Here is a 15,007-nt window from a genome sequence, read left to right on the forward strand (position 1 = left end):
CATACCTGTATTCAGATGTTGACGTCGTCGGCGACCGCGGATCAGGCGGCAGGAGCAGAGTGACAGGCGGGACATGACTTCGCGAGTCCGTGCATCAGTTCCCTTCACAACAGGTTATGATCTGTAAATGGCGCTTACAGAGAATTCTTTGTATTTGTCCAATACATACGATAATCTGTAAATGTCATTTACAGATTATTCTCTGTAATCCGCACACGCACCACCGGAGCTTGTCCATGGACTATCCCGTCAAAACACCTGACCAATTGCGGCCGCTCCTGATGGGCTTCCGGACGGCAGCCGGGCTTACTCAGGCTCAAATGGCGGCCCGTCTGGGCGTCACCCAGCAGACCTACGCGCAATTGGAGGCCAGACCCGAGTCGGCCAGCATGGCGCGCCTCTTCAAGGCTTTGCGCCTTCTCAAGGTTCAGATAGTTCTGGCGCACCCCACCGGTGCTGCGCTCCCCGGCGGCAAGCTCAGCCGTCCGGCCGCTGCGCTATCGCCACCTCTCGCGAAGCGAGTCCAGCCGGCTGTGCGCAAGCGCCCCGTCAAATCGACAGCCGGGAGCGTTTCCCCCGCACCAGGAGCCGCGCCGGAGAAGCCGGTCAGATCAGGCTCTCCGAAGCCGAGGGAACCGGCACGCGCCGCCATCGGGGGCGTGGGTTCACGCGCCAGGAAGCGGGAGGACTGGTAAGCATGGGGCGCAGACCGCATAACAAAAGCCTGAACCTCTGGATGAATGGACTGCCGGTGGGCACCTGGGAGACCACCAGAGACGGCGAACGGCTGACGTACTTCGATAGCTGGATCCTCGACGATCAAGGTCGCCCGCTCTCGTTATCCCTGCCGTTCACCGCCGGGAATCCGCCCTACCGGGGAAAGATCGTCGCGGACTATTTCGACAACCTCCTGCCCGATAGCAAGCCGATCCGCGAGCGGATCGCCGGACGCTACAGGACGGGCGGAACCTCGCCGTTCGAGTTGCTCGCAATCCTGGGGAGGGACTGTGTCGGGGCTCTTCAGATGCTGCCTCCGGAAGCAGAGCCCACCGATCTGGAAACAATCCGCGGGCGGCCACTGGACGAAGCAGACATCGCCCGTTTGCTGCGGGAGGTCACTTCGCCGCCTCTACTCGGTCAGCACGAACCGATCGACGACCTGCGCTTGTCCATCGCCGGCGCACAGGAAAAGACCGCGCTTCTCTGGCACGACGGAAAATGGCTTCTCCCCGAAGGCAGCACGCCGACCACGCATATCCTGAAGCTCCCTCTCGGCCTCGTCGGGAACATGCGGGCGGACATGCGCACATCGGTCGAGAACGAGTGGCTGTGTTCGAAAATCGTGGCTGCCTACGGGTTACCTGTCGCCAACTGCGATATCGCCACGTTCGAGGACCAGAAGGTGCTTGTTGTCGAACGCTTTGATCGCAGGCTGTCGCGCGAAGGAACCTGGATCCTGCGGCTTCCACAGGAGGACATGTGCCAGGCAACCGCCACGTCCGCCGTGATGAAATACGAGTCTGAAGACGGCCCCGGGATCCAGCGGATCATGGAAGTTCTCGGCGGCTCTGACGAGGCCGAAACCGACCAGCGCAATTTCTTCATGACGCAGATTGTGTTCTGGTTACTGGCGGCTACAGACGGGCACGCCAAAAATTTCAGCATTGCGCACCTGCCTTTCGGGTCGTATCGCGCCACGCCGCTCTACGACGTCCTCTCCGCGCATCCCGTCATCGGCAATGGCGCGAACCAGTTGTCCACGCGCCGGGTGAAGCTGGCAATGGCTGTGCGCGGCAAGAACGCGCACTACCTGATCAACGAGATCCGACGGAGTCACTGGGTTTCTCAGGGCCAGCGGGTTGGGCTGGCACCGGAGAGCGTCGAGGCAATGATTGCGGCGCTCGCTGGCATGACCGAAGCAGTGATCGGGAAGGTCTCCTCGGAGTTGCCTGCCAACTTCCCGGAAGAGGTCTCCGAGCCGATCTTTGCAGGCCTGCTACGGCAAAGCCGGAAGTTGGCGGCCCAGTAGCAACAATGGCGACCCTCGAAGATTCTCACGCTGCTTGCGCCAGCTCGCATCGAGCTGAAATGGACGTCTTGCCTGATAGCGATCTGCTTGCCGACATCGCCGCCTTGCCTGGCACTCCGGAGTTGGCCCGTGTGGTCTCCATAGGCGGCATGCAGCTTTCCTATAGCATGTCGCCACGTGGGCAGAAACTCGAACCGATAGTCACAACAGCAAGGAAGCGGATATGGCCTGGGAAAAATTCGAACACGGCTGGCGGCGCGCGCCGCTGCAAGCGCCGGCTACGGGATTGATCGTGCTGATGCACGGCGTCGGCAGCAACGCGCAGGATCTGATGCCGCTCGCGGACATCTGGAGTGAGAATCTGCCCGACGTGGCGTTCACGTCGCTCGATGGCACCGACGCGTTCGACGGCGGCTTCGGCGGCCGTCAATGGTTCAGTTTGCGCGACATAAACGAAGGCAATCGGGACGCGCGCGTCGCGGCTGCCTATCCCGCATTGCGGCGCATGCTGGAAGCCGAACTGGCGCACCGGCAACTGGCTTTCGATCGCCTTGCGCTGGTGGGCTTTTCGCAAGGATCGATCATGGCGATGCATCACGTGGCGACGAGCGCGGAAGGCGCCGCGGTGGTGGTTGCGTATTCCGGGCGGCTCGCTTCGACGATCGTCGCGCAAAACGGCACGCCGCTCGTGCTGGCGCATGGCGAAGATGACGAAGTGATCCCGGTGCGGGAACTGGAGCATGCCGCCGACGCATTCAACGACGCCGGCTACACGGTCGACGCCTACGTTTTACCCGGCGTGGGCCATACGATCAACGCCGACGGTGTCGAACTGGGTAAGGAGGCGCTGGAGCGTGCGCTGGGCGCTTTGTCGCGCGACTGATACGGTCCCGATTGAAAGTGGGCCTAAAGAATGTGATCTGCTTGCCGTTATCTGGTCATTAGCATGAGAATCACCCCCGCCGCGCGGACTGCGCAACGCCGATAAGGCGTGACAAGCGGCTCGGGTGACCGGGGGCGCATTTTCCAGACTGCCCTGCAAGGGGCGGATAACGACACACCAGAGCCTTCTTATGGCCAGACCGACGCCGCATTACCCGCTTTTCAATCGACTCTTCCGTCACTCCGTGGCGGTGGATCTCGGCACGGCCAATACGCTTATCTATACCGACGACGGCGGCATTGTGCTGAATCAGCCGTCGGTCGTGTGCTTCCAGAAGGAGCCCGCCGCTGGGCGAAAACGCGTGGCGGCAGTGGGCGCCGAGGCGCGCCAGTTGCTCGGCCGCGTGCCGCGCAACCTCGAAGCGGTGCGGCCGATGCGCCACGGCGTGATCGCCAATTTTTCCGCCGCTGAGCACATGATCCGGCAATTTGTCGATATGGCGCGGCCGCGGCCGCTGTTTAGCCGGCGCGCCGCGTTCACGCTGTGCGTGCCGGCCGGGGCGACCCAGGTCGAGCGGCGCGCGATCAGGGAAGCGGCCGTCGCGGCCGGCGCATGGAAGGTGAGTCTGATTGGCGAATCGCTGGCGTCGGCGCTTGGCGCGGGTTTGCCGGTGTCGGAGGCGACGGGATCGATGGTGGTCGACATCGGCGGGGGTACCACGGAAGTCGGCGTGATCGCGTTGGGCGGCATGGCGTATAGCGGCTCGATTCGCGTGGGCGGCGACAGCTTCGACATGGCGATCGTCAATTACGTGCGCAACCTCTACGGCGTGCTGCTCGGCGAGCAAACCGCGGAGCACGTCAAAAAGAACATCGGCTCGGCGCTGCGCGATGTACCAATGGAGCAGATGAACGCAACCGGCCGCAGCGTCGACGACGGCCTGCCGCGCACGGTCGCCCTGAGCAACCACGATATTGCCGATGCGATCGACGGGCCGCTGCGTCAGGTAATCGGCGCCGTAAAACGCGCGCTCGAAACGGCGCCGGCTGAACTCGTGACGGATATTGCCGACAGCGGCATCGTGCTAACTGGCGGTGGGGCGCTGCTCAGCAACCTCGGCCGCCGGCTCACTAACGAACTGGGCCTCGACGTGCGCGTCGCCGATGAACCGCTGACTTGCGCGGTACGCGGCGCGGGCGAGGCGGTTGCCAATGGTTTGCTCGACGAACTCGCCTACGAGTGATCGGGTGCGGCTCATGCCGCGCCGTCTGCGGATCTACCTGTGAATCAGCCCGCTCCCGCGTCGTCCGCGTCTTTTATCGAATTGCGAAGCGGCTTGCGCATGCCTTATGCCGAGGCCGGCGAGGGTGAACTGGTGCTGTTCGTGCATGGCTCGCTGTGCGACTACCGTTATTGGCAACCGCAACTCGCTGGACTTTCGAAGCAATACCGCTGTATCGCGGTGAGTCTCACGCATTATTGGCCGGAGACCGACACGCATCCCAGCTTCCCGTTCAGCTGGAGCGAGCATGCAAACGAACTGGCCGAATTCATCGACCGCTTCGGCGCCGGGCCGGCGCACGTGGTGGGCCATTCGCGCGGCGGATGTGTGGCATTTCATTTTGCGCGGCGCCATCCGGCACACGTCCGTACGCTGACGCTCGCCGATCCGGGCGGTCCGTTGCAGATTGCCGGGCGGCCACCCGCGCGTTTGGCCGAGACAGTCAACGCGTTGCGCGCGAAAGCCGCGCAATTGATCGAAACAGGCCAGGTGGATGCCGGCTTGCAGCTGTTTGTCGATTCGGTGAGCCGCCCCGGTTTCTGGGCGATGAGCACGCCGGTGTTTCGCAGGATGGCGACCGATAACGCGCACACGCTTGCGTTGCAATTTCGCGATCCGTTGCCCGCGTATGTGGCGCAGGAGGCCGCAGACGTGCGCTGCCCGGTGCTGCTGATCGACGGCGAAAAAAGTCCCGACATGTTTCGCCGCGCCGCGGCCGCGCTGCAATCATGGCTACCCGATGCGCGCCGCGAAACCGTGCGCGGCGCGTCGCACGGGATGAATCTCGCGCATCCTGCCGCCTTCAATCGCTACATTGACGAATTCATTCGCGCAACAAACGCGGGGTGAATCTCGCAGCGCGCAGCGCATGCTGCGCCTGACACGTGCTTCGCGCTCAGGCCTTGCGATGTGCGTCGGTATCGAGCGCGCGTTCCGCCGCTTCGCCGACGAGGCCGTGGTAGTAAAGATGCACGCCGATCGCGAGAGAGTCGTTGCGAATTTCATGGAATGCCTTCCATGCCTTCACCGGATCTTTGAACAGCAGATAGTGCGCTTCCTGCGCGATCAGATCCGCCACTTCGTGCAAGCCGTGACCGTGCAGGACATTCACCAGCGCATCGAGACTGCGATGCGTGCGCGCGTCGGTGCGCGGATAGAGCATGTGTAGCACCGCGACGTTTTGCGTCTTCAGGGCCGCCGACAACGCGACAACGATGTCCTGGTGATTTAGCGCAGTGACGATGTTGTCTTCGTTGTGGACGTGATCTGGAAACAGCGTTTCGAGCGAGGCGTTCATCGGGTCCTTCCTGTTCTTCTGGCTGATTAAAAAAAGCCCGCCGCAGAACGGCGGGCTCAAAACAGCGATGTGTTTGCAGGGGAAGCTAAACACGGAGCCAGTATCGCAGAGCCGTCACGCTTGTGCAGCCCGCCTGCCGCAAAACATTGTTGCACCAGGCGTGCAGTCTTTCATTTGGCTGGCATTGCCCCCTGACAAGCCTGGCGCTTTGTGCGCGGCGTATTCAGGTGTCTTGTCTGCAACGAATGTTGCGCCAACCGAGATGGATTGTTGCTGTCAATCGCCGCAATCGGGTGACGTTCGGACCGTAGAATGCGAAGCGGAGCCTGAGCATGCCACGCGACGATCGAGCATGCCGGCACGTGTGCGATGTGAAAGTAAAAGGACCGTGTAGATGAATTCGAAGACACACGCAACGCTGAGCTTTTCCGACAGCGACCAGACGATTGATTTGCCGATTTATCAGGGCACGCTCGGACCGGATGTGATCGATATCCGCAAGCTGTATGGCCAGACCGGCAAGTTCACGTACGACCCGGGTTTCATGTCGACGGCGGCATGCAATTCTGAAATCACGTATATCGACGGTGACAAGGGCGAGCTGCTGTATCGCGGTTATCCGATCGATAATCTGGCGCAAAACGCCGACTTCCTTGAAACCTGCTATTTGTTGCTGAAGGGCGAGTTGCCGAATGCCCAGCAGAAGGAAGAGTTCGTCAACACTGTCACGCAGCATACGATGGTGCACGAGCAGATGCATTTCTTCTTCCGCGGTTTCCGCCGCGACGCGCACCCGATGGCGATCCTGGTGGCGGCGGTGGGTGCATTGTCCGCGTTCTATCACGACTCGCTGGACATCAGTAATCCGCAGCATCGCGATGTATCGGCGATCCGCATGATCGCGAAGCTGCCGACACTGGTGGCGATGGCGTACAAGTACACCGTGGGTCAGCCGTTTGTTTATCCGAAGAACGACTTGTCGTACAGCGCGAATTTCATGCACATGATGTTCGCCAATCCGGCCGAGGAGTACAAGGTCAATGACGTTCTGGTGCGTGCGCTGGATCGCATTCTGATTTTGCACGCCGATCACGAGCAGAACGCTTCGACTTCGACCGTGCGGTTGGCGGGTTCGTCGGGTGCGAATCCGTTTGCCTGTATTGCCGCGGGTATTGCTTGCCTGTGGGGCCCGGCGCATGGTGGTGCGAATGAGGCGGCATTGAATATGCTCGAGGAGATTGGTTCGGTCGACAATATTCCTGAGTTCATTGCGAAGGTGAAGGACAAGAACTCCGGCGTGAAGCTGATGGGGTTTGGTCACCGGGTCTACAAGAACTACGACCCGCGCGCGAAGCTGATGCGTGAGACGTGTCACGAAGTGCTGGAGGAGTTGGGGCTGCATGATGACCCGCTGTTCAAGCTCGCGATGGCGCTCGAGAAGATCGCGCTTGAGGATGACTACTTTGTTTCGCGCAAGCTTTATCCGAATGTTGATTTTTATTCGGGGATCGTGCAGCGGGCTCTTGGGATTCCTACCGCCATGTTTACCTGTATTTTTTCGATGGCTCGAACTGTGGGGTGGATTGCGCAGTGGAATGAGATGATTGCTGATCCCGAGCAGAAGATTGGCCGGCCGCGGCAACTCTTTGTTGGAGAGGGGCCGAGGGTGGCTAAGGCGATTGGTCAAAGGTAAGGTTTTGGCCTTTGGCGGCGGCATTATTTGCTGTATGCCTGCGGCGGTGGCCGTTTCTTTTGCTATCGGTCTATTAGCGTTCCCCCTGTGCGGGGGGGGCACCTACTTTTCTTTGCCGCCGCAAAGAAAAGTAGGCAAAAGAAAGCGGCTCCAACCGCTAATTTTTAAGCGGCTCCCCTGGCTTGGAGGGGATCGTGGCCCCGTAGAGATTGGCCCTCCGCACCCTCCGGCCTGAGTGACCAGGCCGTCATACCTCCAGCGGCGCTGCGCGCGCCGACGCGATACCTCATCAAACCATTGGTTCTCTTCGGCGCCTCGCCGAGGCGAAGCCGATGGCTCCCGCCACAAACAAACGAAGCCCCCGGTTTCCCTGGCAGACCCGTCCGCGACGCACGTAGTGCGGAGTGGGAGCGGATGACGGCTGTGTCACAGACGCTAATGGACCGATGTGTGATCCGTTAATCGCGCCACCAGTCCCTCCAAGCCAGGGGACCCACTTAAATGTTGGCGGTTTGAGCCGCTTTCTTTTGCCTACTTTTCTTTGCGGCGGCAAAGAAAAGTAGGTGCCTGCCCCGCACAGGGGCGACGCTAATAAACCAATAACAAAGCAAGGAAAGGCCAAAGACGCCAGAACAAGAAAATGCCGCCGCCAAAGGCAAAAAAAACCTGCACATCCCATGCCACCCAAAAAAACCTGAAACTAGACCGTGATAAGTTCATCTCAGGTGGTCAGACCTTCTACAATCGGAAGCGACTGGGCATCAACCATCGGTAGCAGCAAGCGAAAGCAAAAGCAAACCCGAAAGCAAAATCGAATCCGACAGCGAACATCATAGGAGCGACCCTGATGCAGCAGCCAGAAGCCCTCGGCGGCCTAACCAACTCGGGTGGCGTCGACCACCGCGAACCCGAGCCGGACGGCGCATTCATCCCGACGGAAAACCTCAACGTCGCAAGCGCCACTCAGCATGTGCTGAAGTCAGGCGACACATTCATCGTCAACGACCCGCTCGGTGACATCACCGGCCACGACGACGGCCTGTTCGTCAACGATACCCGCGTCCTCTCAAGCCTGCGTCTCACCTTCGGCGGCCGCGCGCCCTCGCTGCTCTCGGGCAGCGTCAATAGCGATAACACCTCGTTCACCGCACATCTGACCAATCGTCCGCTGCCACCGCTCGGCGGCGACAGCACGCCAGAAGGCGTGATCCACGTCGAGCGCATTCGCGTGCTGTCGGGCACCGTCCTCAACGAGGCAATCGAACTCACCAACTACGGCACCAGCGACGCCATCGTGCCGCTGTCCATCTCCTTCGCAAGCGATTTCCGCGACATGTTCGAAGTGCGCGGCCTCAAGCGCAATAAACAGGGCCGCGCCGAACCGGCGCGCGTCGAGAACCGTGAAGTGCTGCTCGGCTACATCGGTCTCGATGACGTGGCGCGCAATGTGCAGATCGCTTTCGCGCCGGAACCGGACAAGCTGTTCGCCGATCGCGCCGACTACACGGTCAAGCTGCCGGCCCAGGCATGCGTGTCGATCTACCTGTCGGTTTCGGTGCAGGTCGTTGCTCAGGCGGACAAGCCGAGCGCCGGCGTCTCGCAGCCCACGCATGCACTGAGTGAAGCGCACCTGTCGCAAATCGACGCAGAACGCCCGCGAGTCGGTCGCGCCGCGGTGCGCGCCGCGCTGGTGGACGCCCACCTGGTGATGCGCGAACGGCGTCGCGCCACCGCGCGCGTACGCTCGAGCAATCCGCTTTTCAACGCGTGGATCGACCGCTCGCTCGCCGATCTCGGTCTGCTGACCACCGATCTCGCCACCGGCCCCTATCCGTATGCCGGCATCCCGTGGTTTTCCACGCCGTTCGGCCGCGATGCGGTGATCACCTCCTTGCAGACGCTCTGGCTGCAGCCGCAATTGGCCGCCGGCGTGCTGCGCTTTCTCGCCGAACATCAGGCGCGCGAGAATTCGCCGTTTCGCGACGCCGCGCCCGGCAAGATCATGCACGAGATGCGCAAGGGCGAAATGGCCGCCACCGGCGAAGTGCCGTTCGCGCTGTACTACGGCGGCGTCGACACCACGCCGCTCTTCATCGTGCTGGCCGGCGCCTACGCGACGCGCACCGGTGACCTCGCGCTGATCGACGAATTGTGGCCGGCGCTCGAACGCGCGGCGCAGTGGGTGGCGGGGGTCTGCGACAAAAACCGTTATGGCCTGCTCGACTATCAGCGCGAATCAGATGGCGGTCTCGCGAATCAGGGCTGGAAAGACAGCCACGATTCCGTCTTCCACGCCGACGGCCATTTCCCGGACGGCCCCATCGCCCTGGTTGAAGTGCAGGCGTATGCCAGCGCCGCTTTCGACACGATGGCGCACTTCGCGAAGCTGCGCGGCTTGCATGATGTGGCGACGCGGTACAGCGAGCGCGCGAAGAAGATCCGCCAGTGTGTCGAGGAAAAATACTGGATGGAAGAGGCCGGCTTCTATGGCATCGCCCTCGACGGCCACGGCGAACTGTGCCGCGTGATGGCTTCGAATGCGGGGCATCTGCTCGCCTTCGGCCTGCCCGCGCGCGAGCGTGGCGAAGCGGTGGTGCGCGCGCTCGATTCCACGCTGTTTCATACCGGCTGGGGTGTGCGCACACTGGCCGCAAGCCAGTCGCGCTTCAATCCGATGGCCTACCACAACGGCTCGGTCTGGCCGCACGACAACGCGCTCTGCGCGCGCGGCCTGTCGCGCTACGGTGGCAAGGCGCCGGCCGTGAAACTGTTGCAGGCGCTGTTCCAGGCAGCAGTCAATTTCGACATGCGTTTGCCCGAGCTGTTCTGTGGCTTCCCGCGTCGGCGTGGCGAGCCGCCTACCGCCTATCCGGTCGCCTGCCTGCCGCAGGCGTGGGCGGCTGGCTCGCCGTTCATGATGCTCGAAGCGTGTCTGGGTATCACGATCGACGCGGCGCGGCGTGAGGTGCTGATCGAACAGCCCATGCTGCCAGAAGGTATCGACTGGCTCGAACTGAGCGATCTGCGGGTCGGCGATGCGTCGGTGTCGATCACGTTCCGGCGCATCGGCGAGAAGGTCGTCGCGTCGGCCGAGCAGGGCGACGTGCGAGTGGTCGCGCTTCTGTAGAAACGCGCTGAAAGTCCGCTGGAAATGCTGTTGGATGCGATGCCCCGGGTGGTAACATTTGTTGTCATCCTTACCGACCGCTCGCCCGGACCATCGCATGCCAGACAGTTTCGACCAGCTCGCCGCCCTGATCCGGGCGCGCTTCTCCGAACTGAGTCCGCAGTTCCAGATGGGAGCAGGTTTTCTGCTCGATCATCCCGATGAAGTCGCGGTCTCGTCGATGCGCAAAGTGGCCGAGCGCGCGCAGGTGCAACCAGCATCGCTCGTGCGCCTGTCGCAGCAACTGGGTTTCCCCGGCTGGAACGAATTGCGCAACCTGTTCGTCGCGCGCGTACGCACGCGGCCTGAACCGCTTACCAGCCGCGCGCGCTCGCTCGTCAAATCGAAAGATGCGTTGGCAAACGATCTGCTGGTCGCGCAACAACACAATCTCGAGGTTACCGCTGCGCATAACGGTCGCGTGATCGTGGAAGCCGCGCGGCTGCTGCGCCGCGCGCCGCATGTGCATGTGGCGGGTTTTCGCTCCTGTTATGCGGTGGCGTTTGGCCTCGTGTACGGCTACCGGCTGTTCCGCTCATCGGTGTCGCTGCTCAACGGCGAGGCCGGCACGCTGGAGATGCAATTGCGTACGCTCGAGCGCGACAGCGCAACCATCGTCATCAGCTTCGCGCCGTATTCGGTCGAAGCCGCTCGCGTAGCCGAAGCCGCGCTGGAGAAGGGCAGCAAACTGATTGCCATTACCGATAGCGCGGTCTCGCCGATTGCGTTGAATGCCGACAAGGTGCTGATCTTTTCGCACGAGAGCCCATCGTTCTTCCCCTCGCTGGTGGCGGCCACCGCGATCGCGGAATCGCTGGTCGCGCATCTACTCGCGCTCGAAGGGGCGCATGCGGTCGAGCAACTGGGCATCGCCGAACAGTCGTTGCATGCGAAGGGTGCGTATGTGCTCTGAGCGTGACTTGACGTTGGCCTGATTTTTCCCGTCTGGGACAAGCAGATCCTGATCTGCGGTTCGTAGCCGCTCCGTTTGCTTCGCCGATCGCCAATTTACAACAAATGTTTCTTCATCCTATAAGCGCGTACCGATTGCTGATTGGGTGCGAGGCCGTGGCGTCGAAACAGGAATTGAAGCTTGGCGTGCTGGTTGATTCATCTTTGGAACCATCGGCTGACGCTGCCCGTTTGCATTGAACCTGAAATGGAAATAGTCAGGCGCTACCCGACCATCGTTTCGTGGTGGCAACGTCAGGCAGGTCGCACAGCAGTTTGCGTCCTGCGCTAGCGGCAGATGCGAGCGCCGGCTTCATCGCCTGCATCCTCACGACGCTGGCATACAGAAGCGCCTATCATGAAGTTCGGTCCACGCCCGCGCCTGTCACGCCGCGCGGCACTCGCGATCGATGCCGTAACTGCAAACATCCGGGCGGGACCGTTGCAGTGGGCGTCATGTCCGGTTGCAGAGCGAAAGCGGCGTCAGGCAGGCCACAACAGGAGAGAACGATGAAGCGCAAGGCATCAGCAGTCTGGCAAGGCGGCCTGCAAGACGGTAAGGGCTCGATTTCCACCGACAGCGGCGTCCTCAAGGAGACGCAATACTCGTTTTCGACACGCTTCGCGGACGGCATCGGCACGAATCCGGAAGAGCTGATTGCGGCCGCGCACGCCGGTTGTTTTTCGATGGCGCTGTCGGGGGAGCTGGGTAAGGCCGGCATCAAGGCTGAACGCATCGACACTACATCAACCGTCACGCTCGACAAGGACGGCGGCGGCTTTGCCATTACCGCCGTGCATCTCGACGTGGTCGTGAAGATCCCCGGCGGCGACCAGGTCGCATTCGAAAAAGCCACGGCCGACGCCAAAGCCGGTTGCCCGGTCTCCAAAGTCCTGAAAGCCACCATCACGATGGACGCGAAGCTCGAAACCTGAGCCCGCTGCTGTTCTACTGCGAAGACATTCGAGGTCGGCAGGTGGGCTGAGCCCGCTGCCGGCTTTTGCCTGTTGATCGGCCGCGGCCCTCGGCGCGTTCCTGCGCGCGGCGCATGAAATGCGCGATCACGGCACCTTCAATTACACCCAGCAAGCCGTTAGCGGCAATGAGATCAACCAGCTGTTCGCGAGCGCTTCGCAGATATGGGACAAGCCACGCTGAGACCGCGTTGAGCGCAGGCCTACGGAAACTCGCCTTGATTTGTTGAACGGTTAGTCATAATATCAGTCAGATGAAGCAATCCGGCGAATCCACTCAATTTGTGAAGCAATCTGCGAAAAAATCGGGCGCGGTCTGCCCTCGGGGCCGGCCGCGCGAGTTCGATACGGACACCGTACTAGCGAGCGCGAGCCAGGTTTTCTGGAACCACGGCTATCACGCCACCTCGATTGACGACCTGTGCAAAGCCACCGGCCTGCTGCGCGGCAGCCTGTACGGCGTGTTCGGCGACAAGCACGGCATCATGCTCGCCGCGCTCGAGCACTATGCGGAAGGCTCGGTCGCGCGTCTGGCCGAGCGGCTGAATGCACCGGTTCCGGCGGAAGAGGCGCTGCGCAACGCGTTGCTGCATTACGCCAGGGTCGCGTGCGCGCTGACTGGCGAGCGCAGCTGCTTCATTACCAACACCACCCTGGAGATGCAGCCCGGCGACGAGGAACTGCGCACGCGCGTCGCGGCGATTCAACGGCGCATGGCGACCTTGCTCGCGGCGTCGGTGATTCGCGGGCAGGCAAGCGGCGCATTCAATTCGACACTCGACGAAAAAGCCGTCGGTGATTTCCTGCTCTGTGTGATGCAGGGGCTGCGCGTGCTGGGGCGGGTCGCCCATAAAGAAGATGCGTTGATCGGGATCGTGGACGTCGCCATGCGCGCGCTCGTCTAAATTTTTTTACCTAATTTTTGAACGATCATTCATGAATAGCGATGCCATCAAGTCCGCTCCGGCGGCATTCGGCGGGCCGATAGCAGGGCCCGCCGTCGTAGCAAACGGCGCGGCGGTGCCAGCCGGGAAGGCCGCGCCGCGCTTCGAGCGGCAGGGGCTGGCGCTCGCCGTCCTGTTTATTGGGGCTTTCCTCGCGCCGCTCGACTATTTCATCGTCAACCTCGCGTTGCCGTCGATCCATACCGGGCTGAACGCCACCGACGCCCAATTGCAACTCGTCGTGTCGGCCTACGCATCGGCGTACGCCGTCTTGCTGATCACCGGGGGGCGCCTCGGCGACCTGTTCGGCCGCCGGCGCATGTTCATGACCGGGATGGCCGCTTTCGTGGTGTCGTCGGCATTGTGCGGCTTCGCCACCAGTGGCCACATGCTGGTGATCGCGCGGATCGTGCAGGGCATGGCAGCCGCGGTCATGGCGCCCCAGGTGCTGGCGACGATCCGCGCGGTCGTGCCGCTGCATCAGCAGACGAAGGTGATGAGCTTTTATGGCTTCGTGTTCGGCCTATCGTCGATCGTCGGGCAGTTGGGCGGCGGGGCACTGATTACGTACCATCCGTTCGGACTCGACTGGCGCATCATTTTTCTGATCAATATTCCGGTCGGCATTCTGGCGTTCATCGGCACGTGGAAGTTCGTGCCCGAAAACCAGCCGGCCACGCGCACCGGCATCGACCTGAAGGGCGTGGCGCTGCTCTCCGCCTTGCTGCTGCTGATCATCTATCCCATGACGCACGGCCGCGAAGCGGGCTGGCCCGCATGGACTTTTGCGATGATGGCGTTCGCCGTGCCTGTGCTCGCCCTGTTCGTGGCGACCGAACGGCGGGTCGAGCGCGGCGGCGGTCATCCGCTGGTGGATCTGCAATTGTTCCGCAACCGGGCGTTCGCGCTGGGCCTCGTGCTCGCGTTCCTGTTCTACTGCAACAGCGCGTTTTTCCTGACCTATGGGATCTTCCTGCAAACCGGCCTGCATTGGACGCCGCTCGCCTCGGGCATGGCCATCATGCCGTTCGCCATCGGCTTCGTAGTCGGACCGCTGGCCTCGCCCGCGGTGGTCAAGCGGATCGGCGGCCATGTGCTGACGCTCGGCTTTTCGATGATGACGGTCGGTTTTACGGTCACCGGCTGGTCCGCCACCCACGCGGCCACGCCAGATCTGCTGTTCTATTGCGGACTGGTGTGCGCGGGCGTCGGCCATGGTTTGCTGCTACCGTCGATCATGCGCATCGTGCTGCTGGAAGTGGCGCCGGAGAAGGCGGGACTCGCCTCGGGCGTGGTGTCGTCGACCTTGCAGATCGGCTCGGCATTCGGCACCGCGGCCATTAGCGGGGCTTTCTTCGGCGTGATCGGCGGCCGCGTGACGCCGGATGCCTATGCCCACGCGTTCCAGTACAGCCTCGCGATCAACGCGCTGTTGATGTTCGCCTGCGTGGGTTTGAGCGTTCTGCTGGTAAGGCATCAGCAACTGGTTTTACGCCGTACGGCACAGCGGCATTAAAAATGCTACCGCAGAAATCGTTTTCAGCGGTGGCCCACCAGAAAAAATTATTATGCGACTTAAACAAAACGTATCGGACGACACGCGAATTTACCGGTGAGTGAGTTATTCACAGGTAATTCCGTGTTTTGAAGCCGATTAGAATAAACCCGGATGAAGTAGGGTGGCGGGTTAGATATGACAAATACGGCCCGCATTTTCTACTTGCTGGGAAAGCGCACCAGCGTAAGTTTTTCTATCGTGCAGTGCCGCACGGGTGGCGGGTCCGCTG

General features: G+C 61.8%; 12 protein-coding genes. 11 read left to right on the forward strand and 1 reads right to left on the reverse strand.

The features are described 5' to 3' along the window. Positions 1 to 236: 236 nt before the first annotated feature. From relB to PQR27_RS24325, 5 genes are all read left to right on the forward strand, one after another. Complete coding sequence (gene relB, locus PQR27_RS24305; protein ID WP_408526184.1) at positions 237 to 695, forward strand: type II toxin-antitoxin system RelB family anti-toxin; 459 nt, start codon at positions 237 to 239, stop codon at positions 693 to 695. Between the two features lie 2 nt (positions 696 to 697). Next, complete coding sequence (locus PQR27_RS24310; protein ID WP_408526185.1) at positions 698 to 2,029, forward strand: type II toxin-antitoxin system HipA family toxin; 1,332 nt, start codon at positions 698 to 700, stop codon at positions 2,027 to 2,029. A gap of 223 nt (positions 2,030 to 2,252) precedes the next feature. After that, entirely contained in the window at positions 2,253 to 2,912 is a 660-nt protein-coding gene (locus tag PQR27_RS24315; protein WP_408526186.1) for an alpha/beta hydrolase, read from the forward strand. A 190-nt stretch (positions 2,913 to 3,102) separates the two neighbouring features. Further along, positions 3,103 to 4,155 (forward strand): rod shape-determining protein, encoded by a 1,053-nt coding sequence (locus PQR27_RS24320; RefSeq protein ID WP_408526187.1) that lies wholly within the window; start codon positions 3,103 to 3,105, stop codon positions 4,153 to 4,155. A gap of 99 nt (positions 4,156 to 4,254) precedes the next feature. Further along, a complete protein-coding gene (locus tag PQR27_RS24325) occupies positions 4,255 to 5,043 on the forward strand; it encodes an alpha/beta fold hydrolase (protein WP_408528285.1) in 789 nt (262 codons plus the stop codon). Between the two features lie 46 nt (positions 5,044 to 5,089). On the opposite strand, the gene PQR27_RS24330 is transcribed toward PQR27_RS24325, so the two are convergent. Continuing rightward, the gene (locus tag PQR27_RS24330; RefSeq protein WP_408526188.1) at positions 5,090 to 5,491 is read right to left on the reverse strand and encodes a hypothetical protein; all 402 of its coding nucleotides are present in this window, start codon (positions 5,489 to 5,491) and stop codon (positions 5,090 to 5,092) included. Between the two features lie 394 nt (positions 5,492 to 5,885). Here PQR27_RS24330 and gltA point away from each other — a divergent pair, with 394 nt between their 5' ends. The 6 genes from gltA (at position 5,886) to PQR27_RS24360 (ending at position 14,736) form a co-directional block, all read left to right on the forward strand. Next, positions 5,886 to 7,184, forward strand: coding sequence for a citrate synthase (gene gltA, locus PQR27_RS24335; RefSeq protein ID WP_408526189.1), 1,299 nt, complete (start codon positions 5,886 to 5,888; stop codon positions 7,182 to 7,184). An 847-nt stretch (positions 7,185 to 8,031) separates the two neighbouring features. After that, positions 8,032 to 10,311: an amylo-alpha-1,6-glucosidase gene (locus PQR27_RS24340; protein ID WP_408526190.1), complete on the forward strand. Its 2,280-nt coding sequence runs from the start codon at positions 8,032 to 8,034 to the stop codon at positions 10,309 to 10,311. Positions 10,312 to 10,408: 97 nt separating this feature from the next. Continuing rightward, the gene (locus PQR27_RS24345) at positions 10,409 to 11,263 is read left to right on the forward strand and encodes a MurR/RpiR family transcriptional regulator (RefSeq protein ID WP_408526191.1); all 855 of its coding nucleotides are present in this window, start codon (positions 10,409 to 10,411) and stop codon (positions 11,261 to 11,263) included. Positions 11,264 to 11,811: 548 nt separating this feature from the next. Continuing rightward, positions 11,812 to 12,237, forward strand: a complete 426-nt coding sequence (locus PQR27_RS24350; RefSeq protein ID WP_408526192.1) for an OsmC family protein — start codon at positions 11,812 to 11,814, stop codon at positions 12,235 to 12,237. A gap of 293 nt (positions 12,238 to 12,530) precedes the next feature. Next, the gene (locus PQR27_RS24355) at positions 12,531 to 13,181 is read left to right on the forward strand and encodes a TetR/AcrR family transcriptional regulator (protein ID WP_408526193.1); all 651 of its coding nucleotides are present in this window, start codon (positions 12,531 to 12,533) and stop codon (positions 13,179 to 13,181) included. Positions 13,182 to 13,212: 31 nt separating this feature from the next. Beyond that, the gene (locus tag PQR27_RS24360) at positions 13,213 to 14,736 is read left to right on the forward strand and encodes an MFS transporter (RefSeq protein ID WP_408526194.1); all 1,524 of its coding nucleotides are present in this window, start codon (positions 13,213 to 13,215) and stop codon (positions 14,734 to 14,736) included. Positions 14,737 to 15,007 lie beyond the last annotated feature (271 nt).

This window comes from Paraburkholderia fungorum, from assembly GCF_046027215.1.
Lineage (GTDB): Bacteria > Pseudomonadota > Gammaproteobacteria > Burkholderiales > Burkholderiaceae > Paraburkholderia > Paraburkholderia fungorum_D.